Raw genomic sequence first — 25,558 nt, 5'->3', positions numbered from 1 at the left:
CCCCAACGGCGACCCCCAGTTGATCAACCCCCGCCCCGCATCCGCTTCATCCTCGCCCACCAGCTGCACCACCTGCTCCTGGCCCTGCGCATCGACAAACCGCACCCGGCTACCAATCTGCACCTTGCTGCGTGAAGTTGCTGCAGGCACCACCTGGGCACTCTGCACCCGCGCATTGAAGTAACGCAGGTCCCGTTCGGTATCGGCCAGCCGCTGCTTGTCGCCGCGCTCGCCCTGCGCCTGCAGCTCGCTGCGCAAGGCATTAAGCTCGGCCACGCGGGCCTGCAGCTGACGCAGGCCGTTGGCGGTGACGTAGTTGGTTTGTTCGCTGACGCGTCGCTCGACCGGTTGGTCGGCCTGGGCGGCGGCCTGGTCTTCGTTGACGAATGCTCGGCTCATGCAGGGCCTCCTTGTGCAGGAGACCATCATGGCAGGCCGCCGGTTTCAAGGGATGTCCGTTTGCGACTCAGTTATGGCGATAGGCCTTGGCGGCGCCACGGTCCTTTTCCTGCTCCCACTCGCGGTCGCGCTGGTCCCAGAAGCGCTCGTGGTACTCGCGCTGTTCTTCGCTGTTCTGCATGGCGTGGCACTGGCGAAAACCATCGTCCCAGCCGGTTTCGTACTGGCGCTCGTGCAGGTAGCGCGGCACGTTCTTGCTGAACCCGCCCACCATCAGCCCGGCCGCCAGGCGGCCGCTGCTGCAGCCGTCCTGGAAGCCATCGGCATAGGCAGGGGGATAACCATGGTTGAGCATCTGCTCGTGGGTGGTTTCGCAACCTGACAGCAACAACGCAATGCACACGCCGAACCAGTACCGCGACATAACCACCAGACCCTCCCGTTGATAGTGGCAAGTCTAGGTGGCGATTTGTCGGGGAGGTGTCAAAACAGTGTCAAAGAGTTGGTTGGAAAACTTTCTTTCCGGCGCGGCACGTTCCATGTAGGAGCGGCCTTGGGTCGCGATCGGGCCGCAAAGCGGCCCCGGGATTTCAGCGATGATGCACATATTGCTGGGGCCGCTCTGCGGCCCGATCGCGACACAAGGCCGCTCCTACAAAAAGCGCGCAGGCCCGACCCGCTAGTAGTGATACCACTTCAGTTCCAGCATCACCTCGTTCTGCGCCGTAGCCAGGTGGCTGAACTCGCGCGAGGCACTCAACCGCAGCCCCAGGTTCTGGCTGATCTCCCACTGCTGGTTCAGGCTCACACTGCGCCGCACTTCGCCATTGGTGAAGTAATCGCCTTTGGCCTCCAGCGTCATGTTGCCCAAGCCGTTGCGCCACAGCAGCCCGCCATTGAACCCCGCCGCCGGGGCGATGAACTGGGCGAAGTCGTTGTGATGCTCGACCCGCACCGTACCCAGGGCAAAGCCCAGCAACCCGTCGGCCAGTTGCCAGGTGCCACCGGCGCCGCCGTTCACGTGGCTGACCAGCACCTCGTCATCATGCTTGCCGGGCACCCGCTCCAGGCCGCCGGCCACTTGCCACGACCAGGGCTTGAGCAGCTCGTTACGGGGTGTCAGTGAGCGAATGGTGGCCAGGTCCAGACGCTGAACCTGCCAGTCATTACCCTCGTACTGGCGCACCTTCAGCTGCAATATCTCGATTTGTGCCCCCAGCGGGAAGCCGTAGGCATTGTCGTTCAGGTCGTGGTAGGCCATGCGCAGGCCGTACTCGGCGTAGGCGCGGTCTTCACGGGTGCCCACGCCCAGCTGCCAGGTGCGTGAGTCATGGCCGTCCTCGGGCAGGCCGGGGCGCTCGATCTGCAAGGGCGGCGGGGGGTTGCTGTTGATCGCCCGCAGCAGCTCGAAGCTGCGTTTCGCCCGCCCTGGGTCGCGTTCCTGGCCATTGGCGCGGTAGCGCTCCAGGCGATACGCGGCGTCCTGCACCAACGCCTGGCGTTCGCTGGGCAGGGCCTTGAATTCAGGGCTCTGCAACTGCGCGGTGTCGGCACTCACGGCCAGCACCTGACGCTTTTCGTCGTGGTCCAGTGGCTCTGCCCGGGCCAGCAGTTCACGTTCGCGGGAGGGGCGGTAGGTTTCGCTGGCGACCAAGCCGGACTGCTTCACGGCCTTCACCGTATCGGTCGGGATGGCGGTCAGCGGGAACTGCGAGGTCAGGTCCAGGCTCGGCCGGGCCACTTGCAGCAGCTCCAGCAGGCGATACGAGCAGTTTTCGTCGAAGAAGAAGTAGTCGAACTGGATCTGCTTCAGCTCCCACACATGCTCGACCATGCGCCCGGTTTCTTCGGGGGTGAGGTCCAGCTGGTATTCCCACAGGTCGCGGTTTTCCAGGCTGCGGTATTCGGACAGTTTTTCCTGGTAGGGCATCAGCGCGAACAGCCCTGGGTAGCCGCCCATCAGGCCCTTCCAGGCGTACAGGATGCTGTTGTCGCTGCCTTCGATGTAGGCGCCGAAGTTGATCGCGTAGCTCAGCAGGGTGGTGTCGTCGTTGCGCGTGCTGGACTGGTCGATGCGCAGCAGGGTGTGGCCGAACATCGACGACGGGCTGTTCAGGTAGGCCGCCGGGAAGATCAACGCGGCGCTGTGCGGGTCGATCGACTTGTACCAGGTCTTGAACTCCTGGCAGTCCGGTTGCGGCAGGCCTTGCAGGTCGAGCTGTTCGCGCAGCCAGCGGGTGCGGGCGGGGAATACGCATTGGGCGTGCTTGTCGCCGAGGCTGGCCGGGGCATACAGCGCTTCGACCGTGGCTTGCAGCTCTTGGTCGGGGTGGTGCGCACCGTCCTCGGCAAGGAAGAACGCATCATCATCCACATAGCTGCGCCAGCCACCGAGCTTGGCGGTTTCGTAGTGACCAATGGCGAGCCAGTAAGGGGTATTGGCCAGTTGCTGGAGACGGCCTTGGTCCAGCATGGGTGCGGCATGAACAGGGGCGCAGGCACACAGCGCCAGGGAAGCGAGGCGTTTGAGCATATCGGGCAACTACTTCTTAACGATGCCGAAAAAGGCGAAACCCGCCCCGGGGGAGGGGCGGGAGCAGCTGCGCTTAGGCCTCGGTAGCGTATTTGGCCAGGCGTGGGTCGCTCTTCAGAACGGCCAGTGTGTTGCTGTGGACAGTTTCAGCAGTGACGTCGGCGCTGGTGAAGATCTGGTTGAAGTGCTGGTGGGCGACCGACTCGAAGTAGCCACGGTCTTCCGGGGCGACACCGAGGACCACGGCATAGGTGGTCAGTGCTTCACCCTGGCCCATGGCCATGTCTTCGGAAAGCTCGTTCATCATGCCGTTCATGGCAAACCAGGACTTGCCGCCGTAGGTCAGCGAAGCCTTGGTGGAGCAGCCGTTGGTGCCGGAGGTCATGCCGAAGGTGGCGTTGCCGGAAGTGCCGTTGGTGGTAGAAGCCAGGAAGTGTGCCGGAGTGCCGCGCTGGCCTTCGAACAGCATGTTGCCCCAGCCGCAGTTCGGGCCGCCAGGCGCTTCGGCCATGGCGTTAAGCGAGACCACGGTGAACAGAGTACCCAGAAGAATCCGTTTCATAGCATTTGTTCTCTTTGTCTTAACCAAGGGTCAGGGTTTCTGGCAACTCGGTTGCCAGGTCGGGAAAGCATTTCACCCACCCGCGCAGCTTGGAGTTTAGGCACGATCTAAAGGTTGCGTTGTTGATTGCGAAAAATTTGCTGTTGCATGACCTGCACTGGCTGCGACCTGCCGCGATATAAAGTCCCGTAGAGCCTTGCAAGGCGCGCTGAGGCAGCGCCAGAATGCTGCTCATCTGCCCCGCCGAAGTAAGGAAACCCAATGCCCGATCCTGTCGCTGCGCGCCTGCGTCTCGCGCCTGAAGCCCTGACCCGGCGTTTCTCCCCCGAGCAGTTTGCCTTTACCCATACCGACGATCTGGAGCCGTTTCGCGGAGTCCTGGGCCAGGAACGTGCTGTCGAGGCCCTGCAGTTCGGCGTGGCCATGCCCCGCCCCGGTTACAACGTATACGTGATGGGCGAGCCCGGCACCGGGCGCTTCTCGTTCGTCAAGCGCTACCTCAAGGCCGAGGGCAAGCGCCAGCACACCCCGGCCGACTGGGTCTACGTCAACCACTTCGATGACACCCGCGAGCCCCGCGCCCTGGAATTGCCATCGGGCAGCGCCGGTGCGTTCATTGCCGACATGGGCGGGTTGATCGACAACCTGTTGGCCACCTTCCCGGCAGTGTTCGAGCACCCGTCCTACCAACAGAAGAAAGGCGCCATCGACCGCGCCTTCAACCAGCGCTACGACCGCGCCCTGGATGTGATCGAGCGGGCCTCGCTGGAAAAGGACGTGGCGTTGTACCGCGATGCCAGTAACGTCGCCTTCACGCCGATGGCTGAGGGCAAGGCGCTGGACGAAGCCGAGTTCGCCCAGTTGCCCGAAGCGGTGCGCGAGCAGTTCCACGAAGACATCGCCTTGCTCGAGGAACAGCTGAACGAAGAGCTGGCCAGCCTGCCGCAGTGGAAGCGCGAGTCGAACAACCAGCTGCGCCAGCTCAACGAAGAAACCATCACCCTGGCCTTGCAGCCGTTGCTGGCGCCGCTGTCGGAAAAGTACGCCGAGAACGCCGCGGTGTGCGCCTACCTGCAGTCGGTGCAGCTCAACCTGCTGCGCACCGTGGTCGAGCAACTGGTCGACGACAGCAAGACCGACGCTGCCGCGCGCAAGCTGCTTGAAGAGCAATACGCCCCAAGCCTGGTGGTCGGCCACCATGCCGCCGGTGGCGCGCCAGTGGTGTTCGAGCCGCACCCGACTTACGACAACCTGTTCGGCCGTATCGAATACAGCACCGACCAGGGCGCGCTGTACACCTCGTACCGCCAGCTGCGCCCTGGCGCGTTGCACCGTGCCAACGGCGGCTTCCTGATTCTTGAAGCCGAGAAAATGCTCGGTGAGCCGTTCGTGTGGGATGCGCTCAAGCGTGCGCTGCAGTCGCGCAAGCTGAAGATGGAGTCACCGATCGGGGAGCTGGGCCGTGTGGCCACCGTCAGCCTTCAGCCGCAGATGATTCCGCTGAACGTGAAGCTGGTGATCATCGGCTCGCGCCAGCTGTACTACGCCCTGCAGGACCACGACTCGGATTTCCAGGAGATGTTCCGCGTGCTCGTGGACTTCGACGAAGACATGCCCATGGTCGACGAGAACCTGGAGCAGTTCGCCCAGTTGTTGCGCACCCGTACCAACGAAGAGGGCATGGCGCCGTTGACCAGTGACGCGGTAGCGCGCCTGGCCACCTACAGCGCCCGCCTGGCCGAAAACCAGTCGCGCCTGTCGGCGCGTATCGGCGACCTGTTCCAGCTGGTCAGCGAGGCCGATTTCATCCGTCAGCTGGCCAGTGACGAAATGACCGACGCCGGGCACATCGAACGTGCGCTCAAGGCCAAGGCCACCCGCACCGGGCGTGTTTCGCAGCGGGTGCTGGACGACATGCTGGCCGGCATCATCCTGATCGACACCGAAGGGGCGGCCATCGGCAAGTGCAACGGCCTGACCGTACTGGAAGTGGGCGACTCGGCGTTCGGTATGCCGGCGCGTATCTCAGCCACCGTGTACCCGGGCGGCAGCGGCATCGTCGACATCGAACGCGAGGTCAACCTTGGCCAGCCGATCCACTCCAAGGGTGTGATGATCCTCACCGGGTACCTGGGCAGCCGCTATGCCCAGGAGTTCCCGCTGGCGATCTCCGCCAGCATCGCCCTGGAGCAGTCCTACGGTTATGTGGACGGTGACAGCGCCTCGCTGGGCGAAGCCTGCACGCTGATCTCGGCCTTGTCGCGCACGCCGCTCAAGCAGTGCTTCGCCATCACCGGCTCCATCAACCAGTTTGGTGAAGTGCAGGCGGTGGGTGGGGTCAACGAGAAGATCGAAGGCTTCTTCCGCCTGTGCGAGGCGCGTGGCTTGACCGGCGAGCAAGGGGTGATCATCCCGCGTGCCAACGTCGCCACCCTGATGCTCGACGAGCGCGTGCTGCAGGCGGTGGAGAACGGCATGTTCCACGTCTACGCGGTCAGCCAGGCCGACGAGGCACTGAGCCTGTTGGTGGGCGAGGAGGCCGGGGTGCTCGATGACCAGGGCCTGTTTACCGAGGGCAGCGTCAACGCCCGGGTGGTTGAACGCCTGCGTGAAATCGCCGAAATGATCAGCGAAGAAGACATCGAGAAGGCAGAAAAAGAACGCCTGGAAGAGGTGATTGCCCAGGCCAAACCGGCCTGAGTCAATAAACCGGCGCTGGCGGCGATGTGCTACCGTTCAGCGCCGGTTTTCCATCTTTCTGTGCTGTTATTCTATGCTGGAACTTAAGGACAGTATCAGCGTTCAGGATGGAAACAGCCTGGTGTTCAGGCTGAACAAGGCTTATTGGAGGGGACGCGGCCATGCGCAACCTCAGCCTCACACGCCAGTGCCTGGGCCTGGTGACCCGCATCGAATGCAGCATTCGCCCACTGGCCGGGGATAACGGCATGTGGACGCTGCTGTTCGCCGCCGGCATGGCCGGTGAGCAACCTTCCGCAATCAAGGCCCAAGGGCCGTTTCATGGGCCTATGGTGGCTGAATCGGTGCTCAATGCCATTGTCGACAGCCTGACCTTGCATGGTTATCAGGTGTCCGAAGACCCGCAGATCTGGTGTTTGCATTTGCAGGCGCAGTTGCGGCGGATCAATGGCGAGCGGTGCCGGAACCTGGGGGATTACCAGTTTCATCCTGAGACCTGAACCATTGCCGGGGCCGCTTTGCGGCCCATTCGCAGCACAAGGCTGCTCCTACAGGAGATCGCGTTCCCTTGTAGGAGCAGCCTTGCGCTGCGAATGGGCTGCAAAGCAGACCCAGTTCACCGGGCTTTTGCTGTAACAGGTGGCTGGCTATACTCGCTGTCGTTTTTTTAGTCACCTGACGAGTCCCAAACCCTCCATGGAACGTATTCTCGAAAACGCGATGTATGCCTCGCGCTGGCTGCTCGCACCTATCTACTTCGGCCTGTCCCTCGGCCTGCTGGCCCTCGCGCTGAAATTCTTCCAGGAAGTGGTCCACGTCCTGCCCAACGTCTTCGCCCTGAGCGAAGCAGATCTGATCCTGGTCATCCTCTCGCTGATCGACATGTCGCTGGTGGGTGGCCTGCTGGTGATGGTGATGATTTCCGGCTACGAGAACTTTGTCTCGCAACTGGACATCGACGACAGCAAGGAAAAGCTCAACTGGCTGGGCAAGATGGATTCTTCGTCGCTGAAGATGAAGGTGGCTGCGTCGATCGTGGCGATTTCGTCCATTCACCTGCTGCGGGTGTTCATGGATGCGCAGAACATCTCCACCGACTACCTGATGTGGTACGTGATCATCCACATGACCTTTGTGGTCTCGGCGTTCTGCATGGGCTACCTGGACAAGCTGACCAAGCACTGAGCCCGGTTGTTGCCTGCACCGCCCGTCTGTTGCAAAACGGACGGGCGGTGTCGTTTCTGGCTTGTGCTTTCGGCCCACCTGTACGAAAAATGATCGCTCATGCGTGGTTCTCATCGCGAGGTGCTTACATGAACCTGCATCAGCTCAATCTCGAGGCCAGGGCTGGCCATGTCGACGAAGTGAACCTGATCGCCATCGAAGGCGGCGATTACCTCATTGAAGCCCGGCTCAAAGGGCGCGCCCACCCGCTGTCTGACACCCGTGGCGAGCGCTTGCGCGTGCACTCGGTGGAGGATGCCCGCAAGTTGCTGCAAACCATCCCCATGGTCTCGATGAACCTGGTGCACTGGTCGGTGCAGGATGAAATGTGCGGCATGGGCTCGCACCCCGAAGAAGACCTCAAGGTGCCGATTTCCCAGCGTTCGGCCTGGTAGCTGCTCGCAGCTCATCAGTGTGCTAGGCTGCTCGCCCTTTTCATCAAGGGCGCGGCTGCACTGCGCCCTGCAGTGGAGCACGACAATGTCCGAACTCAATCTGTCTACCGACGAAACTCGCGTCAGCTACGGTATCGGCCGTCAGCTGGGCGGCCAGCTGCGCGACAACCCGCCACCAGGTGTTAGCCTGGAAGCCATCCTGGCCGGCCTGACCGACGCCTTCAACGGCGCCGACAGCCGCGTCAGCGAAGCCGACCTGTCGGCCAGCTTCAAAGTGATCCGCGACATCATGCAAGCCGAAGCTGCTGCCAAGGCTGAAGCCGCCGCTGGCGCTGGCAAGGAATTCCTGGCCGAAAACGCCAAGCGTGATGGCATCACCACCCTGGCTTCGGGCCTGCAGTTCGAAGTACTGACCGCAGGTGAAGGCGCCAAGCCGACCCGCGAAGACAACGTGCGTACGCACTACCACGGCACCCTGATCGACGGCACCGTGTTCGACAGCTCCTACGAGCGTGGCCAGCCGGCTGAATTCCCGGTAGGTGGCGTGATTGCTGGCTGGACCGAAGCCCTGCAGCTGATGAATGCCGGCAGCAAATGGCGCCTGTACGTGCCGAGCGAGCTGGCCTACGGCGCCCAAGGCGTTGGCAGCATCCCGCCGCACAGCGTGCTGGTGTTCGACGTCGAGCTGCTCGACGTTCTGTAATACCGCCGGGGCCGCTTTGCGGCCCATTCGCGGCACAAGGCCGCTCCTACAGGAATATGCGATCCCTCGGCGGGATGCGTTCCCTGTAGGAGCGGCCTTGTGTCGCGATCGAGGGCGAAGCCCTCGCCAGATCTGTCAGTTCCAATCCGTTCCCATCGGGCGCAATGCCCGCGCATAGCAGAACAGAAACAAATTCCGCACCAACTCCTTCAGCACCCCCGGTTCACTCGAATTCAGCCCGCTCATGTCCAGGTCGCCCTGGTCACGCAGTTCGTCGAGCGCTTCTTCTTCAAGCACCGCGCACACTTCGCCGGTTTCGCGATGAAGAATGCGCAGGTAGGGGTGAGGGCGGTCAAGCCAAGCGTCAATCAGATAAGTCATGGCTATTCTCCTTGGAAATCAGTTCCAATGAGAATAATTCTTATTATCAAAATAGCAAGCGCCAATTGGCAATTTTTTGTGTAATCAGACTTTGCGAACGAACTCGGACTTCAGCTTCATGGCGCCGATGCCGTCGATTTTGCAATCGATATCGTGGTCGCCGTCGCACAGGCGGATGTTCTTGACCTTGGTGCCGACCTTGACCACCAGGGACGAACCCTTGACCTTGAGGTCCTTGATCACGGTGACAGTGTCGCCATCCTGCAGGATGTTGCCGACCGAGTCTTTCTTCACCGCCTCGTCGCTGGCCGCTTCGGCGTCGCCACTGGCCGACCACTCGTGGGCGCATTCAGGGCAGATCAGCTGAGTGCCATCCTCATAGGTGTATTCGGAGTTGCATTTTGGGCAGGCTGGCAGAGTGCTCACTTCGGTTCCTCAAACAAACAGACGGGCGGTTAAAAACCCACATTGTAAAAGGTATTTTCCCAGAAGTGATTATGTCCGGACAAAAGCATCGCGGGCTTGCCCGCTCCAACAGGGATGGCACCAACCTCAAGGGCTGTACTCATCCTGTGGGAGCGGGCAAGCCCGCGAATGGAGGTGGCTCGGTCTATCAGTGAGTACGCGCGACTGCAAACTCGCTCAGCTCGACCAGGGCATCCCGGTATTCACTGGCCGGCAGCACTTCGAGGCAGGCAATGGCACGCTTCACATAGTCGCGCGCCAGCTCTGCGGTGTACTTCAGCGCGCCCGACGCTTCGACCGCCACGCGGATCTGCTCCAGATCCTCAAGGCCACCTTTCTGGATCGCCTGGCGTACCAGCGCAGCCTGCTCGGCAGTGCCTTCGCGCATGGTGTAGATCAGCGGCAGGGTAGGCTTGCCCTCGGCCAGGTCGTCACCGACGTTCTTGCCCAGGGTTTGCGAGTCGCCCTTGTAGTCGAGCAGGTCGTCGACCAGCTGGAAGGCCACGCCCAGGTGGTCACCGAAGGTGCGCAGGGCTTCGCGCTGCTCGTCGGTGGCTTCGGCCAGCGCGGCGGCGCTGTGGGTCGAGGCTTCGAACAGCATCGCGGTCTTGCCGCGGATGACCTCCATGTAGATTTCCTCGGTGGTGCTGGCATCGCGTACCCGCGACAACTGCAGCACTTCACCTTCGGCAATCACGCGGGTGGCCTTGGACAGGATCTGCATGACCGGCATCGAACCCAGTTCGACCATCATTTCGAACGAGCGCGAATAAAGGAAGTCGCCCACCAGCACGCTCGGCGCGTTGCCCCACAGGGCGTTGGCGGTGGAGCGGCCACGGCGCATGCCGGACATGTCGACCACGTCGTCGTGCAGCAGGGTGGCGGTGTGCAGGAATTCGATGGTGGCAGCCAGCAGGCGCAGGTCGTCGCCCTCGCGGCCCAGGGCCTTGCCACACAGCAGTACCAGCAGGGGGCGCAGGCGCTTGCCACCGGCCGACGTGATATAGTCGCCGATCTTCGATACCAGCGGCACGCGCGAGGTCAGCTGCTTCTTGATGATCTCGTCGACGGCGCTGAAATCATCAGCCACCGCGCGGTAGAAGGTTTGGGGTTGCATCGGCTGCTCCAGTGAGGTTGCGCGGCATGCTAGGTCGCGGGTACCGGTGTGTCAAGGCGCGGTGCCAGCGGGCCGGGGGCGGCACTTGCAAGCAAAACCAGGGTTGCGTACAATCGCGCACCCTAACTTCCTGGGCAGCACCTGCCTTACGCAATTGCGCCGGGCCGTTCCAGCCTTGTGCAGCCATGCCAGCCAATACTCATCATATAAAGCGCTGGGTGAGCAGGATTATCGGAGAAATACCATGTCTTACGCAGTAATCGTTACCGGCGGCAAGCAGTACAAAGTCGCTGAAGGTGAATTCCTCAAGATCGAAAAACTGGAAGTCGCCACTGGCGAATCCGTGACTTTCGATCGCGTTCTGCTGGTCGCCAACGGTGAAGAAGTCACCATCGGTGCTCCAGTTGTTGCTGGCGCTAAAGTAGTGGCCGAAGTCGTTTCGCAAGGCCGCCACGACAAGGTTCGCATCATCAAGTTCCGTCGTCGTAAGCACCACATGAAGCGTATGGGCCACCGCCAGTGGTTCACCGAGATCAAAATCACCGGCATCCAGGCTTAATCCCCTAGATCCCCTGAATTTATTTGGAGAATTGAACCATGGCTCACAAGAAGGCTGGTGGTAGTACTCGTAACGGTCGCGACTCAGAATCTAAACGCCTTGGCGTGAAGATGTATGGCGGCCAGGTTATCAAGCCAGGCAACATCATCGTCCGTCAGCGCGGCACTGAATTCCACGCTGGCTACGGCGTTGGCATGGGCAAGGACCACACCTTGTTCGCCAAGATCGAAGGCGTGATCAAGTTCGAGAAGAAAGGCGAGTTCATGCGCCGTTACGTGAGCATCGTCGCCGCTTAATCGCGACGTCGCTCCAGAAGCCCCGTCATGCGACGGGGCTTTTTCGTTTGTGGTGAGCCTCTTGCAAAGCTGTTTGTCTGGGTTGCCGGCGTTGGTTTCTACGGTCGTACGGGGCCGCCGCGCTCATTTTTGCAAGAGCCTCATGTTTTTGATTCATTCAACTCGTCTACTGACGAGAGGCGGTTTTAATGAAGTTTGTTGACGAAGTATCGATTCGGGTCAAAGCCGGTGACGGCGGCAACGGTTGCATGAGCTTCCGTCGCGAGAAGTTCATCGAGAACGGTGGCCCCAACGGCGGTGACGGCGGTGACGGCGGCTCGGTGTACATGGTTGCCGATGAAAACCTGAACACCCTGGTCGACTACCGCTACACCCGTCACCACGAAGCCCAGCGCGGCTCCAATGGCGGCAGCACCGACTGCACCGGCAAGAAGGGTGAAGACCTGTTCCTGCGCGTGCCGGTCGGCACCACGGTGATTGACGCTTCCACCCAGGAAGTGATCGGTGACCTGGTCACCCCTGGCCAGAAGCTGATGGTCGCCCAAGGCGGCTGGCACGGCCTGGGCAACACCCGTTTCAAGTCCAGCACCAACCGTGCACCGCGCCAGACCACGCCAGGCAAGCCGGGTGACCAGCGCGACCTGAAGATGGAAATGAAGGTGTTGGCCGACGTTGGCCTGCTGGGCCTGCCGAACGCCGGCAAGAGTACCTTCATCCGCTCGGTCTCGGCCGCCAAGCCGAAAGTGGCCGACTACCCGTTCACCACCTTGGTGCCAAACCTGGGCGTGGTCAGCGTCGACCGCTGGAAGAGCTTCGTCATCGCCGACATCCCCGGCCTGATCGAAGGCGCTTCCGACGGTGCCGGCCTGGGTATCCGCTTCCTCAAGCACCTGGCGCGTACCCGCGTGCTGCTGCACCTGGTGGACATCGCGCCGCTGGACGAAAGCAGCCCGGCCGATGCTGCCGAAGTGATCGTCAACGAGCTGACCCGCTTCAGCCCGTCGTTGGCCGAGCGTGAGCGTTGGCTGGTACTGAACAAGTCGGACATGGTCATGGACGACGAGCGCGATGAGCGTGTTCAGGAAGTGATCGATCGCCTGGAGTGGGAAGGCCCGGTCTACGTGATCTCGGCGATCTCCAAGCAGGGTACCGACAAGCTCAGCCACGACCTGATGCGCTACCTCGAAGACCGCGCTGACCGCCTGGCCAACGACCCGGCCTACGCCGCAGAGCTGGCCGACCTCGACCAGCGCATCGAAGACGAAGCCCGTGCCCAGCTGCAGGCCCTGGACGACGCGCGTACCCTGCGCCGTACTGGCGTCAAGAGCGTGCACGACATCGGCGACGATGACGGTTGGGATGATGATTTCGAGGACGACGAAGACGGTCCGGAAATCATTTACGTGCGCGACTGACCGGTTGCAGTACACTAAACGCCGCTCTCTGGAGCGGCGTTTTTGTATCCACGGTATCTACAGATTCGACATAGGTTGGAAGAAGATGCGAAGCAAGGTGACGGGCGCCAAGCGCTGGGTCGTGAAGATTGGCAGTGCTCTGCTGACCGCCGATGGCAAGGGCCTCGACCGCGGTGCCATGGCCGTTTGGGTCGAGCAGATGGTCGCGCTGCGTGAGGCAGGCGTGGAGTTGGTACTGGTCTCCTCCGGGGCCGTGGCTGCCGGCATGAGCCAGCTGGGCTGGACTTCGCGACCGAGCGCGATGAACGAGCTGCAGGCGGCTGCCGCGCTCGGCCAGATGCGCCTGGTGCAGGCCTGGGAGTCGAGCTTCGGCGAGCACGGCAAGCACACCGCGCAAATCCTGCTGACCCATGACGACCTGTCCGACCGCAAGCGTTACCTGAACGCTCGCAGCACCCTGCGCACCTTGGTCGACTTGGGCGTGGTACCGGTGATCAACGAAAACGACACCGTGGTCACCGACGAAATCCGCTTTGGCGACAACGATACCCTGGCGGCGCTGGTGGCCAACCTGGTCGAGGCCGACCTGCTGGTGATCCTCACCGACCGCGATGGCATGTTCGACGCCGACCCGCGCAACAACCCCGAAGCCCAGCTGATCTACGAAGCCCGTGCCGACGACCCGACGCTGGATGCCGTGGCCGGTGGTACCGGTGGTGCCCTGGGCCGTGGCGGCATGCAGACCAAGCTGCGCGCAGCCCGCCTGGCCGCCCGTTCCGGTGCCCACACCATCATCATCGGTGGCCGTATCGAACGCGTGCTGGACCGCCTGAAGGCAGGCGAGCGCCTGGGTACCTTGCTGTCGCCCGAGCGCGGCATGCTCGCTGCGCGCAAGCAGTGGCTGGCTGGCCACCTGCAGACCCGTGGCACCCTGGTGCTGGATGCCGGCGCCGTGCAGGCGCTGCGCCAGGCCAACAAGAGCCTGTTACCGGTTGGCGTGAAGACCGTACAGGGCAGCTTCCGTCGTGGCGAGATGGTGGTGTGCGTCGGCCCGGACGGTGTTGAAGTGGCCCGCGGGCTGGCCAACTACAGCGCCCTGGAGGCGCAGAAGATCATCGGTCAGTCGTCCGATACCATCGAGTCGATCCTTGGCTATAGCGCCGAGCCCGAGCTGGTACACCGCGACAATCTGGTGCTGGTATGAGCCTGTTCAAGCGGGTGATTGCCGTGGCGTTGCTGGCGCTGCCAATGCTGGCCGGGGCCGAGGAAGTTGGCCAGGTGTCCACTGTGTTCAAGTTCCTCGGGCCGAACGACCGCATCGTGGTCGAAGCGTTTGACGATCCCAAAGTCGAGGGCGTGACCTGCTACCTGTCGCGGGCCAAAACTGGCGGCATGAAGGGTGGCTTGGGGCTGGCGGAGGACCGTGCGGAGGCGTCGATTGCCTGCCGTCAGGTCGGGCCGATCAACTTCAAGGGTGAATTGAAAGATGGCGAGGAAGTGTTCAAGGAACGCACCTCGCTGGTGTTCAAGACCATGCAGGTGGTGCGCTTTTTGGACAAGAAGCGCAATACGCTGGTGTACCTGGTGTACAGCGACCGCATGATCGAAGGCAGTCCGCAGAATGCGGTGACCGCGATTCCGATCCTGCCTTGGGCTCATTGATAGCCTGGTAGATTTTGGGAGGCCTTTGGCCTCCTATCGCGACACAAGGCCGCTCCCACAAATGTCCTGCATACGCCGATCAATGTGGGAGCGGCCTTGCCGGAGCGCCGGACCGGTCGGATAGGGCCGCAAAGCGGCCCCCGATTCCTCAGGCTAACTCTTCAGCCTGATCCTCACGCACAACCTTCCTCACCTCATCCAGCCGGCTGATGAACTTCCAGTCCGCCTCGTCGATGTAGATGCCGTTCGGCCCGCTACCGCCTTCCAGGTCGATCGCCACGTGCGCCGATACCTGCGGCTTCACACTCGCCAGAATCGGTACGAAGCCCAGCTGCAAGCTGGTCTCCAGCAGGGCCGCCTGGTTGCGTTCGTCGATGTCCGCTGCTTCGTCCAGGTAGTACGGCAGGCGGATGCGCCCGGCCAGGTCGCGGTCCATCAGGTGCAGCAACAAATACATGTTGGTCAGCGCCTTGATGGTCATGGTGGTGCCGTTGGACGCAGCGCCGTCGATGTCGGCGTGGATGATCGGCTGGCCATTCACCTTGGTGATCTCGAACGCCAGCTCGAACAGGTCTTTCAGGCCCAGCTGGTTGTGGTTGGCTGCTACCAGGCGTGCCAGGTATTCCTTGGCCTCTTCGTTCTTGTTGTCCTGCTCGGCGCTTTGGGTCAGGTCGAACACCGACAGGGTTTCGCCTTCTTCGTACTGGCCGGCGCTGTGGATGATCTGGTCGATGTGCTTGAGCGCTTCCTTGTTCGGCGCCAGCACCACGCGGAAGCTCTCCAGGTTGGAAACCTGGCGCTTGTTGATCTCGCGATTGAACAGGGCCAGCTGGTGCTCGAGGCTGTCGTAGTCACTGCGGATGTTGCGCAGGGTCCGGGCGATGTCGGTGACCGCGGCGCGGCGTGCCTTGGCCAGGGTCAGGGCTTCTTCAGTGCGGTGCGCATAGGCGTTCACCAGCAGCTGCAGGCGGCGCTCCATGTCGTCTTCGCTGTCGAACTTGGCCACGCCTTTCAGGCGCACCTGGGCGTACAGCGCCTCGATCTGGTTGTCTACACGCTGCAGGCCCTGCCAGCTGTCCTGGTAGTCGTTGAGCAGCGGCAGCAGGTTGTCCATCGAGTCGTCGATGGCTTCCATGAACGGCGTGCCGTAGGGCAGGTCGGCCGGCAGCAGCTGGCGACGGCGCAGGGCGTCTTCCAGGGTGCGCTGTTTGGACTCGAGGTCACCGATCTGGCGGCCGACCAGCTGCAGCTTGGCCGACAGCTGCTGGACGCGCTCGGTAAAGGCATCACTGGAGCGCTTGAGTTCGTCCTGGGCGGCTTCCAGTTGCGACAGCTGTTCCAGCTTCTCGGGCTCTTCGGCGGCCAAGGTTTCGCTGCGGCGGAAGTCTTCCAGCGCCTTCTGCGCGTCCAGCACCTGCTGGTACAGGGTTTCGGTCTGCGCCTTGGAGGCTGAGCGGTCGGCGGTTACAGCCTGCTGGGTCTTGAGCTGCTTCAGCTCTTTTTCCAGGCGCTCTTTCTGGTCGCGCAGGGCGGCGCGGTCGGCCAGGGCCTGCAGCGCCGGTGGGTCGATGTGGGTAAGGTCGATGGACAGGCCCGGGGCTTCGAAGCGCTCGCCCTTGAAACCGTCCAGCACCGCTTCCAGCGATTTTACCCACAGGGCGCTGTCGTCCAGCTCGATGCCACGGTCACCCAGCGGCAGGCTGAACAGAGCACCGTTGAACAGGCGCATCAGGCGATCGACGTCCTGTTGCGAGAACTCTTCGCGCAGGCGGGCGTAGCTGTTGTTGTCAGCGTGGTCCAGCTGCTGCTTGACCTGCTTCAGGCGTTTTTCCAGGTCGCGTACGCGCTCGTCCAGGTCTTCGGCACTGAACTGGCGCGACTGCGCCAGGGCGCCGGCCAGTTCGTCGTGGGCATCCTTGGCCGCCAGCAGTTGCTGCTCCAGTACCTTGACGTCATCGACCAGGGCAAAGCGGTGCTTGAGCACCGACAGCTCGCCCAGCCAGCGCTGGATACCGGTGATTTCACGCTCCAGGCGCATCAGCTCCTGGGTGCCGCCGCGCTGGTCATTCTGCAGGCGGTCCTGCTCGCCACGGTAGTGCTCGGACTGGATGACCAGCTCTTCCTTGCGCGCCATGGCGTATTCCTGCCAGGTGCCCAGCAGGGTATCGAGCACCGGCGAAATGCGGTGCAGCTTGCCGCGCAGGATGTCGCGCTGGGCGACACCACCGGCCAGGGCCTCGACCAGCGGGCCGGCAGCGACCAGGGCGTTGTAGTCCTGTTCCATGCGGCGCACGTCGCGGAAGGCTTCCTCGCACGCGGCGATGTAGTCGACGCTGCCCGAACGCAGGCTGTGCTCGAAGGCGTCAAGGAACAGCTGCTTAAGCTTGGCCGCGGTGATTTCGCGCATGTGCAGCAGGTTGATGAACAGTGCGCGGAAGGTTTTCAGGCTTTGCTCGCTGGTGGAGCGCAGCGGGATCATGGTCAGGTCCAGCGGCACCGAGGTGTGGCCGCCAACCAGCAGGCGGCGCAGTTCGTCCGGCTTCAGCTCGTAGGCCTTGATGCCCAGCCGCTCCAGGTTGGTGAACAGCTCTTTCTGGCGCAGGCAGGTGTCGTTCTTCTGGTAGTGGGCCAGGTCCAGTTCGCCTTTGTAGGCGAAGAACTGGTGGCCGAAACCGCCGCCCGGGCCGCGGCCGACCACGCCGATCACGTGCGGGCCGTGGGGCAGGCTCAGTTCACAGAGAATGTACGAGGTGTCGCTGGCGAAGTAGAAGCGGCGCGACTGCTCGAGGCTGTACTTGCCGAAGCTCATGTCCGACATGCGCGCCAGGATCGGGAACTGCAGGGCGTTGATCGACGCCGATTTACCCAGGTTGTTGGCACCGTAGACCGACAGCGGGTGCTCCAGCGGGAACAGGCCAAGGCTGTAGCCGGCGGTGTTGAGCAATGCAAAGCGGCGGATGCCGTAGCGTTCCTGGCTCATGCGTCAATCTCCTGTTGCTCTTCGCGGATGGCCCGGGCCAGGGCGTCCTCTTCGCTTTCGCCCTCGAAGGGCGTGAGGTCGAGCGGGTCGTCGGTGCGGTTGAGTTCTTCGGGGCTTTCTTCCTCGATCAGTACCGGGGTCGGCAGCGGCAGGACGCTGTGCAGGGTGGCGGCCAGGTCGCGGTCCTGCTGCACCGAAAGGCACACATCGAGGAAGCGGTGCATCGGCGGCAGGAAGCGGTAGATGCCGCCTTCTTCATGGGCGAAGCCGAGCTGGGTCATGCGGCGCAGGATTTTTTCTTCCAGCTCTTCCACGGTCTGCACTTCGGCCTGCAGGAACAGGTCGCGGTACTTGTCCAGCAGCGAGGGCAGTTCGTCGCGGCCGATGCTGCCGCCGTCCAGCACGGCCATCGGGTCACGGCCCTGGTCGGCCAGGTGCTCGACCAGGATGAAGGTGAACAGCGACAGGCGCTGCGCGGTCTTGTTGACCTGCGCGGCGGTCATGTCCGGCACGAAGTAGTAGAAGCCGCGGGTATCGCACACCAGCTCGAAGCCCAGGGCCTTGAACAGGGTGCGGTACTGGTCCTGGAAGTTCGACAGCTGCGCGTACAGCTCGGGGTCGCGGCGGCTGACGTGGAAACCTTTGAACAGCTCGCGGAAGATCGGCGCGAGCTGGGACAGTTCGGAAAGATCAAGATGCATGGGCTGGGCTCGCGTTGGGTTCGGTAGGCGCGCTGGTGGCGTCTTCGCGGCTGGAGGTCAGGGCGAACGAGCGCAGGCTGACCAGGTGTTCCTGGGTGGTGTATTCGCGGCGGTCGAGGCGTTCGCGCTTGAAGCGCTTTTCCCGCGACAGGCGCGAGAACCAGTACAGCAGTTCGTCGGTGGCGCCTTCGGGCTCCTGCTCCAGCAGCCAGACCATCAGGTCGGGCAGCGGCAGGGCCTGTTCGCAGCGTTGGGCCATTTCCTTGACCGTGCGCGGTGCACGAGGCAGATCGCCGGATTGGGTCTTGTGGGCCTTGGGGAAGCGCGCCGGCTTGGGCTCGAAGCGCGCCAGGGCGTACACATAGGCTTCGACCTGGCTGGCACTGCCGAGGAAGGTGCTTTGCGGGCGGGTGAACATCGGCATGGCCGCTTGTGGCACGGCGTCGATGCCCTTGCGCCGGATCACCGACAGGGCCAGCGCGGCGCCACGGGTCACGGCGTTGTGCCGGCGGGCTTCTTCACGCAGCGGCAGCAGCAGTTCACGGGCGTGGCGCAGGGTCAGCTGGGCGCTGGTCTGCATTTCCAGAATGCGTGCGTGGGTACGCAGCAACATGTCGTCGTCGACCAGGTGGCCCAGGCGCGCCTGTTCGCCCAGCAGCTTCAGCAGCACGGTCTCGACCTTGCGCACGCCTTGTTCGAAGGCGCCGTCGGCGTTCACCAGCTGGATCATCGGCTCGACGTATTCGTCCCAGGTGGCCAGTACTTCGGCATAGCGCTGGCGCAGCGGGATCTGGCGGTTGCTGGTCTTGGCCCGTTCGGCCACGGCGACCAGTGCCTGTTCGTCGTTATCGAGCTTTTTCAGCACGTCGCGCACACGCATGTCGAGCAAGCGCAGCTGGCGCGCCAGGTCGTCGCTGTCGCGGTTGTCGAAGGCATCCTGGATATGGCCGGCCAGGCGTTCGAGGTGGCGCAGGTAGGCTTCGATCTCCAGGCACAGGCCCAGCCGGTGTTCGCGGCGCAGGTAGGCGAGGAAGTCGTGGATCTGCGCGTTGAGCTCGAAGCGGTTCGGGCTCTTGGCCACCGGGACCAGGATGTCCAGGCGGATCCACACGTCGAGTAGCTGGGTGATGTCCTGCGGGGTGCTTTCGAGCTGCTGGCGGGCCACATGCTGGCGCAACTCGACCAGGCTCAGGGTGCCCTGGTCGAAACGCTCGCACAGCGGCTCGATCAGGGCCCAGTGTTCGGCTAGGGCGCGCAGGACGCGCTTGGGTTCGATCATTGGCTTCGACTCGTTGCCAAGAAAAAGGGGGCGATTGTACTGCATCCGGGGGGGAGGTTTTCACCCCTTGGTCTGTAATGAGAGATAACCTTTTTGTTTGTGGGTGTATGGCGGTGTTTTTGTGGTGGTTTTCTCGCATGGTCACTTGTGATGCTGATAATCTTTTTGACTATCAGTCCATACTCACAAGCACCCACACGAATTGCTTGATTCAATTTGTTAAAGAGCGCTTGGTTAAGAGCTTTTCGTCTCAACCGAGGCGCGCATTCTACGCTTTCCTCAGAGCCTGTCAAGCGTTTATTTTGAAGTTTTTTCCGAGAAACTCGTTTAGCTTCAAACACTTAACTCGCTGCGATCTCTCGTAGCGGGAGGTGAATCATACAGCGTTTAGAAGCGCTGTCAACCACCATTTCAATCGCTTGCGATCTTTCGATCGTAGCCCTTACAGCATCACTTAACTCGCTGCGATCTCTCGTAGCGGGAGGTGAATCATACAGCGTTTAGAAGCGCTGTCAACCACCATTTCAACCGCTTGCGATCTTTCGATCGTAGCCCTTACAACACCACCTTAACTACCTAACTCGTTGAATCTCAAGGAGTTTGTCGTTCCGATGTCGCTGGAAGTGGGGCGCATTATAAGGGGATTCGAAAGCGCGTCAACACTTAATTTCAAGAAAGTGAAATATAAGGGGGAAAGACCCTATAAAGGCTACCAGGCGCTCGCCATGACACATTCAGCGCCTGGGAGATCGAGCGCCGCCCGCGCGGCGCATCGCGACGCAAGGCCGCTCCCACATTTGTTTCGGGCCAGTCATGCCTGTGCCATTGGCGCGCGTACCCCTGGGTGCACGACGCGATATCGAAGGGGACAAGCAAGGGACCGCGCGCCAATGGATCAGGATTGATTGGCCCGAAACAAATGTGGGAGCGGCCTTGCGTCGCGATGCGCCGCGCGGGCGGCGCTCGGTCTGATAGGCGCTGCAAAAACCACGGCGTACACGTTAGAATGCCCAACTGTCTTGACCCCCTCCGGATACCCGCCCCTTGCTGACCGAACCCCGTCGCCGCGCCTACCTTTCCGCCATGCAAGTGGTGCACTGGCTGCCGCGCGCCGAACTGCCGTTCGCCGCACCGTCGCGGCCCGAGCTGCTGCTGCCGGTGGCGCCGGTCGAGGACATCGATTTCGAGGTCAGGCCGGCACCGGCTGCAAACGAAGCGCCCGCCAGCCCCCAGGCCCGCACCGGTGAGCGGCCGAAAATCGAGATCCCGCGCCCGGGCAGTGCGCCCAAGCCTGCCGCCAAGCCCGTCGAGGCCGAGGAGCAGCCCGCACCACCACGCCCGGCCCCCGTACCGCCACCGCGCTTCTCGCTGCAATTGCTGCGCGCTGGCAGCTGCCTGCTGCTGGTCGAACTGACCACCGGCCAGCCGTTCCAGAGCCGCGACCCGTCCTACCTGCTGCTCAAGGACATGCTGCGCGCGGCTGGCCTGCCTGACGCCCCACAGATCATTGGCGAACCGGTGCGCTGGCCGTTGCTGGTACGCGGCAATATGGACCAGGGCCCGGAAGCTGCGCGCGATTTCGTCCAGGGCTTTGTCCAGGCGCGCCTGGAAGACGCACCGAGTACCTGCCTGTGGCTGATCGGCTTGCCGGCACTGCGCTTTGCCGCCAATGCCGATGCCGAGGCCTATTACCAAACCCTGAAGCTGGACGGCCTGGGCGATGCCTGGGCGCTGCCGGGCCTTGAATTGTTGATGGACGAGCCGCAGCGCAAGGCGGACGTCTGGAAAGCCATGCGCCAGCTGATGGCGCGCTGGAAGAGCGTTGAATGAGTGAATCGATCAGTTTCCGCCCGATGAACGAGGCGGATCTGGAAGCCGTACTGAAGATCGAATATGCCGCGTTCAGTCACCCCTGGACCCGTGGGATCTTTCAGGATGCGCTCAAGTCGTACGAAGTCTGGCTGATGTTCGATGGCCAGCAGCAGGTTGGCCATGGGGTGATCAACGTGATCATCGACGAGGCGCACCTGCTCAACATCACCGTCAAACCGGCAAACCAGGGCCGCGGCCTGGGCCTGCGCCTGCTGGAGCACCTGATGGCCAGGGCCTACCAGCTCAATGGCCGCGAGTGCTTCCTTGAAGTGCGCGCCAGCAACCAGTCGGCCTATCGTTTGTACGAACGCTACGGTTTCAACGAAATCGGCCGCCGCCGCGACTATTATCCGATTGCCGGTGGCCGTGAAGACGCCCTGGTGATGGCCTGCACCCTGCTTGAGGACTGACCTCGCATAGTCGGCGCCATCCACCGCGTAGCTTTCTTTGTTCTCTATGCAGGGATGGATAAAGAATGAACAAACTGCTTCTGGCGGCGGGCCTGCTGATAGCGGCTACTGCCCACGCCGACGAACGCGACCTGTGGATGTTCGCCCAGTGGGCCGGCGACCACCAAACCCGTCCCTTCCGTGAAATGCTGGTGGATACCCGCCTTTACGGTGTAGTGCCTATCCACCAACTGCTGCGTTCGGCCTCGGACTGGAAGCTGTGCCACGCGTCGCCCTTCGCCGTGCCGCCTGCCAGCAACTGGCCGGCTGTGCGCTCGACCCTCTCGCTGATCAAGGTGCTTGACGGCCAAGGCATCCTGCGCCAGTTCGAGGTGGTGTCGGCCTATCGCGACCCTCGTCTGAATACGTGCGCAGGCGGTGCTGCCAACAGTGCCCATACCCGCGCCTTCGCCGTCGATATCCTGCTGCCGGCCTGGGCGGACCCTAACCCGCTGTGCCGTTTCTGGCAGCAGCATGGCCAGGCGTGGAGCATGGGCCTGGGTCGCTATCCGTCGGGGCGCATCCATCTGGATACCGCGGGCTATCGCACTTGGGGCGGTGATGGCAGCGCGGGGTCGTCGTTCTGCGTCAAACCCAAGTGAGCCAGGCAACGTTGGCATTCGCCCATGACCCACTCTGCGAAGCGCTGGCGCTTGCCGCTGTCGTCCAGGGGCTGTGGGCTAAGCAGGTGGTAGGCCGAGCCATCGCGCACAAAACCGAACGGCGCCTGCAACTGCCCGCTGTCGAGTTCGTCGCGCACCATCAGGGCTGATGCCATGGCCAGGCCCAGGCCGGCGCTGGCGGCCTGAATCGTCAGGTAGAAGTGTTCGTAGTCGCTGCGTTCGTTGTGCCGCGCCTGCTGGCCGCTGAGGCGCAGCCAGGTGGGCCAGGCAGCGGGGCGGGTGGTGCTGTGCAGCAGGCGTTGGCCGTCGAGCTGGGTGGAGGAGGCGGGGTGGCACACCGGGCCGATCCATTCGTCACAGATTTTTTGATTGAACAGCTGGTTGTCCCAGTGGAAGTCGTCGCGGCGGATGGCCAGGTCGACACCGCTGCGGGCGAAGTCCAGCGGCCCGCCGGCGGCTACCAGGTGCAACTGCAGGTCGGGGTGGTCGGCATGGAAGCGGGGCAGGCGCGGGATCAGCCAGCGCATGGCGATGGTCGGCTCGCAGGACAGCACCAGTACATTGTCGCGGGCCTGTTGTTGCAAGCGCTGCACGGCGCCTTCGAGTTGTTCGAAAATCGCCTGGGTGGTGCCTTGCAGGGCACGGCCGGCGGAGGTGAGGAAGATGGCCCGGTTACGGCGCTCAAACAGCGCCACGCCAAGGCTTTCTTCAAGCAGGCGTATTTGGCGGCTGACCGCGCCGTGGGTGACGTGCAAGTGCTCGGCGGCGCGCACGAAACTCTCGGTCTGGGCGGCGATGTCGAAGTAGCGGAAGGCGTTGAGCGGCGGCAGTTTCATGGCATCCCTTTTGGCCTGTGCCGGCCTCTTCGCGGGTTCACCCGCGAAGAGGCCGGCACAGGCTCTACATATCTGTGAGTAAAGCTATCAGATATGCCTCACTATAAATCGATTTTTCATTGTTCATGAGCGCTCGATAATCACCCGGTCTGTGCATTTTCATCGCCTATCGAGAGCCATCAGCATGACCGAACTCATCGCCGTCGCCCTGTTCACCCTGCTCGCCGTCATCAGCCCTGGCGCCGACTTCGCCATGGTCACCCGCAGCAGTTATGCACAGGGCCGCAAGGCCGGGCTGGCGGCTGCCGTGGGTATCGCACTGGGGGTGCAGGTGCACGTGCTGTACACCGTATTGGGCATTGCCGTGATCATCAGCCAGAGCCCGGCGCTGTTCCTCGGCATGAAAGTGCTGGGTGCGGGTTACCTGATCTACCTGGGCTACAAGTCGCTTACCAACACTCAGCGCATCTCCCTCGAGGGTGGCAGCCAATCGGCCGCCAGCGCGTTGCAAGCCCTGCGCACGGGCTTTTTGACCAATGCCCTCAACCCCAAGACCATGTTGTTCGTCATCAGCGCTTTCACCCAGGTGGTACAACCGGGTAGCTCGCTGAAGCTGGCCTTTGCCTACGGCGCGTTCATGTCTCTTGCCCATTGGCTGTGGTTCAGCCTGGTGGCGGTGTTTTTCTCCAGTACTGCCTTGCGCAAGGCGATGATCGACCGGCAAGTGCTGGTGGACCGTGTCATTGGGCTGGCACTGATCGGCCTTGGCCTGGCAGTGGCGGTCACCGGAATACGTTGAAGGGGCGATTGCATGTTGGGGTGATGGCCATTTAGAATAGAATCATTCCCATTTGCGAAGTCTCGCGATGAAACCAGCAACGCCCGCCGCCGCAGACAGCCTGGATGCCTTGTACAAGGGCTATCACAGCTGGTTGCTGGTCTGGCTGCGCCAGCGCCTGAACTGCCCTCAGCATGCGGCCGACATGGCCCAGGATACCTTCGTCCGTTTGCTCAGTGCTGGCAGTTACGTTGCCCCCCGCGAGCCTCGGGCCTTGCTGGCGACGGTGGCGCGTCGCCTGCTGATCGACCGTGGCCGTCGGCATAAACTGGAACAGGCCTATCGCGAAGCGTTGGCACTGCACGTAGAGCAGATGGAGCAAGCGCCTTCACCCGAGCAGATCCACGCCGCCATACAAGCTCTGGAACAGATCGACCGGGCCCTGTCGCGCATGCAGCCACGGGTGCGACAGGCGTTTGTGTTGCGCCATCTCGAAGGCCTGAGCCACAGCGAAATCGCCCAGCGCCTGCAGGTGTCCACCAAGAGTGTGCAGGGCTATCTGGTGCAGGCGCTACTGGCATGCCACGCGGCAGCAGAGGCCTGCCTGTGAGCCCGGAAATTCTGCACGAAGCCGCCGAATGGCTAGTGCGTCTGGACGACCAGCCCAGCGGTCGCGACCGTGAGGCCTTCCGTGTCTGGTTGGCGCAGGACAGCGAGCACCTCGAAGCCTTCCAGCGCATGCAGGAAACCTTGGCCCCCTTGCAGGTGCTCAAGCAGGCACCTGCGCGCAACGCACTGTTGGCGTTCAAGCAACAGCGGCGTTCGTCCCAGGCCCTGAAGGCGATCGCCCTGGTCGCAGTACTGGCCTTGCCGCTGGGGCTGTTCGTGCAGCAGGGGCCGGTTTACCTGTTGGCCGATATCCGTACCGGCAGCGGTGAATGGGCTACGCGGCAGTTGCCTGATGGCAGCCTGCTCAGGCTGGATGGCGGGTCTGCCGTCAATCTGGACTTCGATGGCCGCACGCGCACGGTTCACCTGCTGCGCGGGGAAATCCTGGTGGATGTGGCCAAGGATGCCGGGCGCCCGTTCAAGGTGGTTACCGAGCATGGCAGCGTGCGGGCGCTGGGTACGCGCTTTGTGGTGGAACAGCTGGCCGAAGGCTCGCGTCTGGCGATGATCGAGTCCAGTACCGAGGTCGACAGCCATGGCCAGCGCCGGGTAGTGACGGCTGGCCACGAACTGCATTTCGATGCCACTGGGCCGGGCGAGCAGCGAGCCGTTGATGGAAGAGGTGTAGAGCAGGCGTGGGCCCGGCACCAGCTGGTGGTGCGCGAGCGCCCGTTGGTCGAAGTGCTCGAACAATTGAGCCGTAACCATTCGAGCTATTTGCTGTTCGATCGCAAAGCCCTGGCAGACATCCGCGTGACCGCCGTATTGCCGACTGACGACAGCGAGCGCGCACTGCGCCTGCTGGCGCGCAGCCTGCCGCTGGCTATCGATCACTACACGCCCTGGATCACGCGGGTGCGCTACCTGCCAGCGTCCGAGTTCAGATAAAAAACATTCCCATCTGCTTCCAGTTCTCGATTTCCGTGCGTCCTTGTCGTAAGCCTACATAACGGAGTATCG

The 25,558-nt window shown here is 62.6% G+C and carries 27 protein-coding genes; 16 read left to right on the top strand and 11 right to left on the bottom strand.

What is annotated here, in order from left to right; all coding sequences use genetic code 11:
- From AK81_RS10290 to AK81_RS10275, 4 genes are all read right to left on the bottom strand, one after another.
- On the bottom strand, positions 1–399 hold a 399-nt coding region (locus tag AK81_RS10290), incomplete at its 3' end, for a GreA/GreB family elongation factor (protein ID WP_043198781.1).
- Between the two features lie 67 nt (positions 400–466).
- A complete protein-coding gene (locus AK81_RS10285) occupies positions 467–823 on the bottom strand; it encodes a hypothetical protein (protein WP_043198777.1) in 357 nt (118 codons plus the stop codon).
- 255 nt (positions 824–1,078) lie between these two features.
- Complete coding sequence (locus AK81_RS10280) at positions 1,079–2,932, bottom strand: DUF4105 domain-containing protein (protein WP_043198775.1); 1,854 nt, start codon at positions 2,930–2,932, stop codon at positions 1,079–1,081.
- A gap of 73 nt (positions 2,933–3,005) precedes the next feature.
- Positions 3,006–3,494, bottom strand: coding sequence for a DUF3015 domain-containing protein (locus AK81_RS10275; protein ID WP_043198774.1), 489 nt, complete (start codon positions 3,492–3,494; stop codon positions 3,006–3,008).
- Between the two features lie 261 nt (positions 3,495–3,755).
- Here AK81_RS10275 and AK81_RS10270 point away from each other — a divergent pair, with 261 nt between their 5' ends.
- The 5 genes from AK81_RS10270 (at position 3,756) to AK81_RS10250 (ending at position 8,516) form a co-directional block, all read left to right on the top strand.
- Positions 3,756–6,194 (top strand): Lon protease family protein, encoded by a 2,439-nt coding sequence (locus AK81_RS10270; protein WP_043198772.1) that lies wholly within the window; start codon positions 3,756–3,758, stop codon positions 6,192–6,194.
- Between the two features lie 161 nt (positions 6,195–6,355).
- Entirely contained in the window at positions 6,356–6,694 is a 339-nt protein-coding gene (locus tag AK81_RS10265; protein ID WP_043198769.1) for a hypothetical protein, read from the top strand.
- A 196-nt stretch (positions 6,695–6,890) separates the two neighbouring features.
- Complete coding sequence (locus AK81_RS10260) at positions 6,891–7,379, top strand: TIGR00645 family protein (protein ID WP_016501546.1); 489 nt, start codon at positions 6,891–6,893, stop codon at positions 7,377–7,379.
- Between the two features lie 128 nt (positions 7,380–7,507).
- Positions 7,508–7,813: a DUF6482 family protein gene (locus AK81_RS10255; RefSeq protein ID WP_016501545.1), complete on the top strand. Its 306-nt coding sequence runs from the start codon at positions 7,508–7,510 to the stop codon at positions 7,811–7,813.
- Positions 7,814–7,898: 85 nt separating this feature from the next.
- Entirely contained in the window at positions 7,899–8,516 is a 618-nt protein-coding gene (locus AK81_RS10250) for an FKBP-type peptidyl-prolyl cis-trans isomerase (protein ID WP_016484828.1), read from the top strand.
- 135 nt (positions 8,517–8,651) lie between these two features.
- On the opposite strand, the gene AK81_RS10245 is transcribed toward AK81_RS10250, so the two are convergent.
- From AK81_RS10245 to AK81_RS10235, 3 genes are all read right to left on the bottom strand, one after another.
- Positions 8,652–8,897, bottom strand: a complete 246-nt coding sequence (locus AK81_RS10245; RefSeq protein WP_016484829.1) for a PA4570 family protein — start codon at positions 8,895–8,897, stop codon at positions 8,652–8,654.
- 84 nt (positions 8,898–8,981) lie between these two features.
- Positions 8,982–9,323 (bottom strand): zinc ribbon domain-containing protein YjdM, encoded by a 342-nt coding sequence (locus tag AK81_RS10240; protein WP_043198767.1) that lies wholly within the window; start codon positions 9,321–9,323, stop codon positions 8,982–8,984.
- A 187-nt stretch (positions 9,324–9,510) separates the two neighbouring features.
- The gene (locus AK81_RS10235; RefSeq protein ID WP_016501544.1) at positions 9,511–10,479 is read right to left on the bottom strand and encodes a polyprenyl synthetase family protein; all 969 of its coding nucleotides are present in this window, start codon (positions 10,477–10,479) and stop codon (positions 9,511–9,513) included.
- 244 nt (positions 10,480–10,723) lie between these two features.
- Here AK81_RS10235 and rplU point away from each other — a divergent pair, with 244 nt between their 5' ends.
- The 5 genes from rplU (at position 10,724) to AK81_RS10210 (ending at position 14,411) form a co-directional block, all read left to right on the top strand.
- A complete protein-coding gene (gene rplU / locus AK81_RS10230) occupies positions 10,724–11,038 on the top strand; it encodes a 50S ribosomal protein L21 (protein ID WP_003247466.1) in 315 nt (104 codons plus the stop codon).
- A 38-nt stretch (positions 11,039–11,076) separates the two neighbouring features.
- The gene (rpmA, locus tag AK81_RS10225) at positions 11,077–11,334 is read left to right on the top strand and encodes a 50S ribosomal protein L27 (protein WP_003247464.1); all 258 of its coding nucleotides are present in this window, start codon (positions 11,077–11,079) and stop codon (positions 11,332–11,334) included.
- Positions 11,335–11,522: 188 nt separating this feature from the next.
- Positions 11,523–12,749, top strand: coding sequence for an Obg family GTPase CgtA (gene cgtA / locus AK81_RS10220; RefSeq protein WP_043198765.1), 1,227 nt, complete (start codon positions 11,523–11,525; stop codon positions 12,747–12,749).
- Between the two features lie 85 nt (positions 12,750–12,834).
- On the top strand, positions 12,835–13,953 hold the full coding sequence (proB, locus tag AK81_RS10215) for a glutamate 5-kinase (protein ID WP_043198764.1): 1,119 nt from the start codon (positions 12,835–12,837) through the stop codon (positions 13,951–13,953).
- Positions 13,950–14,411 (top strand): CreA family protein, encoded by a 462-nt coding sequence (locus AK81_RS10210; protein WP_043198762.1) that lies wholly within the window; start codon positions 13,950–13,952, stop codon positions 14,409–14,411. Before proB ends, AK81_RS10210 begins: the two co-directional genes overlap by 4 nt.
- A gap of 148 nt (positions 14,412–14,559) precedes the next feature.
- On the opposite strand, the gene mksF is transcribed toward AK81_RS10210, so the two are convergent.
- From mksF to mksB, 3 genes are read right to left on the bottom strand one after another with little or no spacing between them, the layout of a single operon-like run.
- Positions 14,560–17,391 (bottom strand): Mks condensin complex protein MksF, encoded by a 2,832-nt coding sequence (gene mksF / locus AK81_RS10205; RefSeq protein WP_043198760.1) that lies wholly within the window; start codon positions 17,389–17,391, stop codon positions 14,560–14,562.
- On the bottom strand, positions 17,388–18,092 hold the full coding sequence (gene mksE, locus AK81_RS10200; RefSeq protein ID WP_043198758.1) for an Mks condensin complex protein MksE: 705 nt from the start codon (positions 18,090–18,092) through the stop codon (positions 17,388–17,390). The genes mksF and mksE overlap by 4 nt, the downstream gene beginning before the upstream one ends.
- The gene (gene mksB, locus AK81_RS10195) at positions 18,082–19,371 is read right to left on the bottom strand and encodes an Mks condensin complex protein MksB (RefSeq protein ID WP_043198756.1); all 1,290 of its coding nucleotides are present in this window, start codon (positions 19,369–19,371) and stop codon (positions 18,082–18,084) included. The genes mksE and mksB overlap by 11 nt, the downstream gene beginning before the upstream one ends.
- Before the next feature lie 1,044 nt (positions 19,372–20,415).
- On the opposite strand from mksB, the gene AK81_RS10190 reads away from it, so the two are divergent.
- The 3 genes from AK81_RS10190 (at position 20,416) to AK81_RS10180 (ending at position 22,294) form a co-directional block, all read left to right on the top strand.
- A complete protein-coding gene (locus AK81_RS10190; protein WP_043198753.1) occupies positions 20,416–21,201 on the top strand; it encodes a hypothetical protein in 786 nt (261 codons plus the stop codon).
- Complete coding sequence (rimI, locus tag AK81_RS10185) at positions 21,198–21,653, top strand: ribosomal protein S18-alanine N-acetyltransferase (protein ID WP_043198751.1); 456 nt, start codon at positions 21,198–21,200, stop codon at positions 21,651–21,653. Before AK81_RS10190 ends, rimI begins: the two co-directional genes overlap by 4 nt.
- Before the next feature lie 65 nt (positions 21,654–21,718).
- A complete protein-coding gene (locus tag AK81_RS10180) occupies positions 21,719–22,294 on the top strand; it encodes a D-Ala-D-Ala carboxypeptidase family metallohydrolase (protein ID WP_043198750.1) in 576 nt (191 codons plus the stop codon).
- Here AK81_RS10180 and AK81_RS10175 read toward each other — a convergent pair.
- Positions 22,234–23,151, bottom strand: coding sequence for a LysR substrate-binding domain-containing protein (locus tag AK81_RS10175; RefSeq protein ID WP_043198749.1), 918 nt, complete (start codon positions 23,149–23,151; stop codon positions 22,234–22,236). The two genes, AK81_RS10180 and AK81_RS10175, sit on opposite strands and share 61 nt — an antisense overlap.
- A 184-nt stretch (positions 23,152–23,335) precedes the next feature.
- Here AK81_RS10175 and AK81_RS10170 point away from each other — a divergent pair, with 184 nt between their 5' ends.
- From AK81_RS10170 to AK81_RS10160, 3 genes are all read left to right on the top strand, one after another.
- Positions 23,336–23,950: a LysE family translocator gene (locus AK81_RS10170; RefSeq protein ID WP_043198748.1), complete on the top strand. Its 615-nt coding sequence runs from the start codon at positions 23,336–23,338 to the stop codon at positions 23,948–23,950.
- Positions 23,951–24,017: 67 nt separating this feature from the next.
- Positions 24,018–24,539, top strand: a complete 522-nt coding sequence (locus tag AK81_RS10165; protein ID WP_043198747.1) for a sigma-70 family RNA polymerase sigma factor — start codon at positions 24,018–24,020, stop codon at positions 24,537–24,539.
- Positions 24,536–25,486: a FecR family protein gene (locus AK81_RS10160; RefSeq protein ID WP_241496069.1), complete on the top strand. Its 951-nt coding sequence runs from the start codon at positions 24,536–24,538 to the stop codon at positions 25,484–25,486. Before AK81_RS10165 ends, AK81_RS10160 begins: the two co-directional genes overlap by 4 nt.
- Positions 25,487–25,558: the final 72 nt, after the last annotated feature.

This window comes from Pseudomonas putida W15Oct28, assembly GCF_000708715.2.
GTDB classification, from domain to species: Bacteria; Pseudomonadota; Gammaproteobacteria; order Pseudomonadales; family Pseudomonadaceae; genus Aquipseudomonas; species Aquipseudomonas putida_R.
Note: the sequence above shows the minus strand (reverse complement) of the source record. Positions and strands in the feature narration are given on the sequence as shown.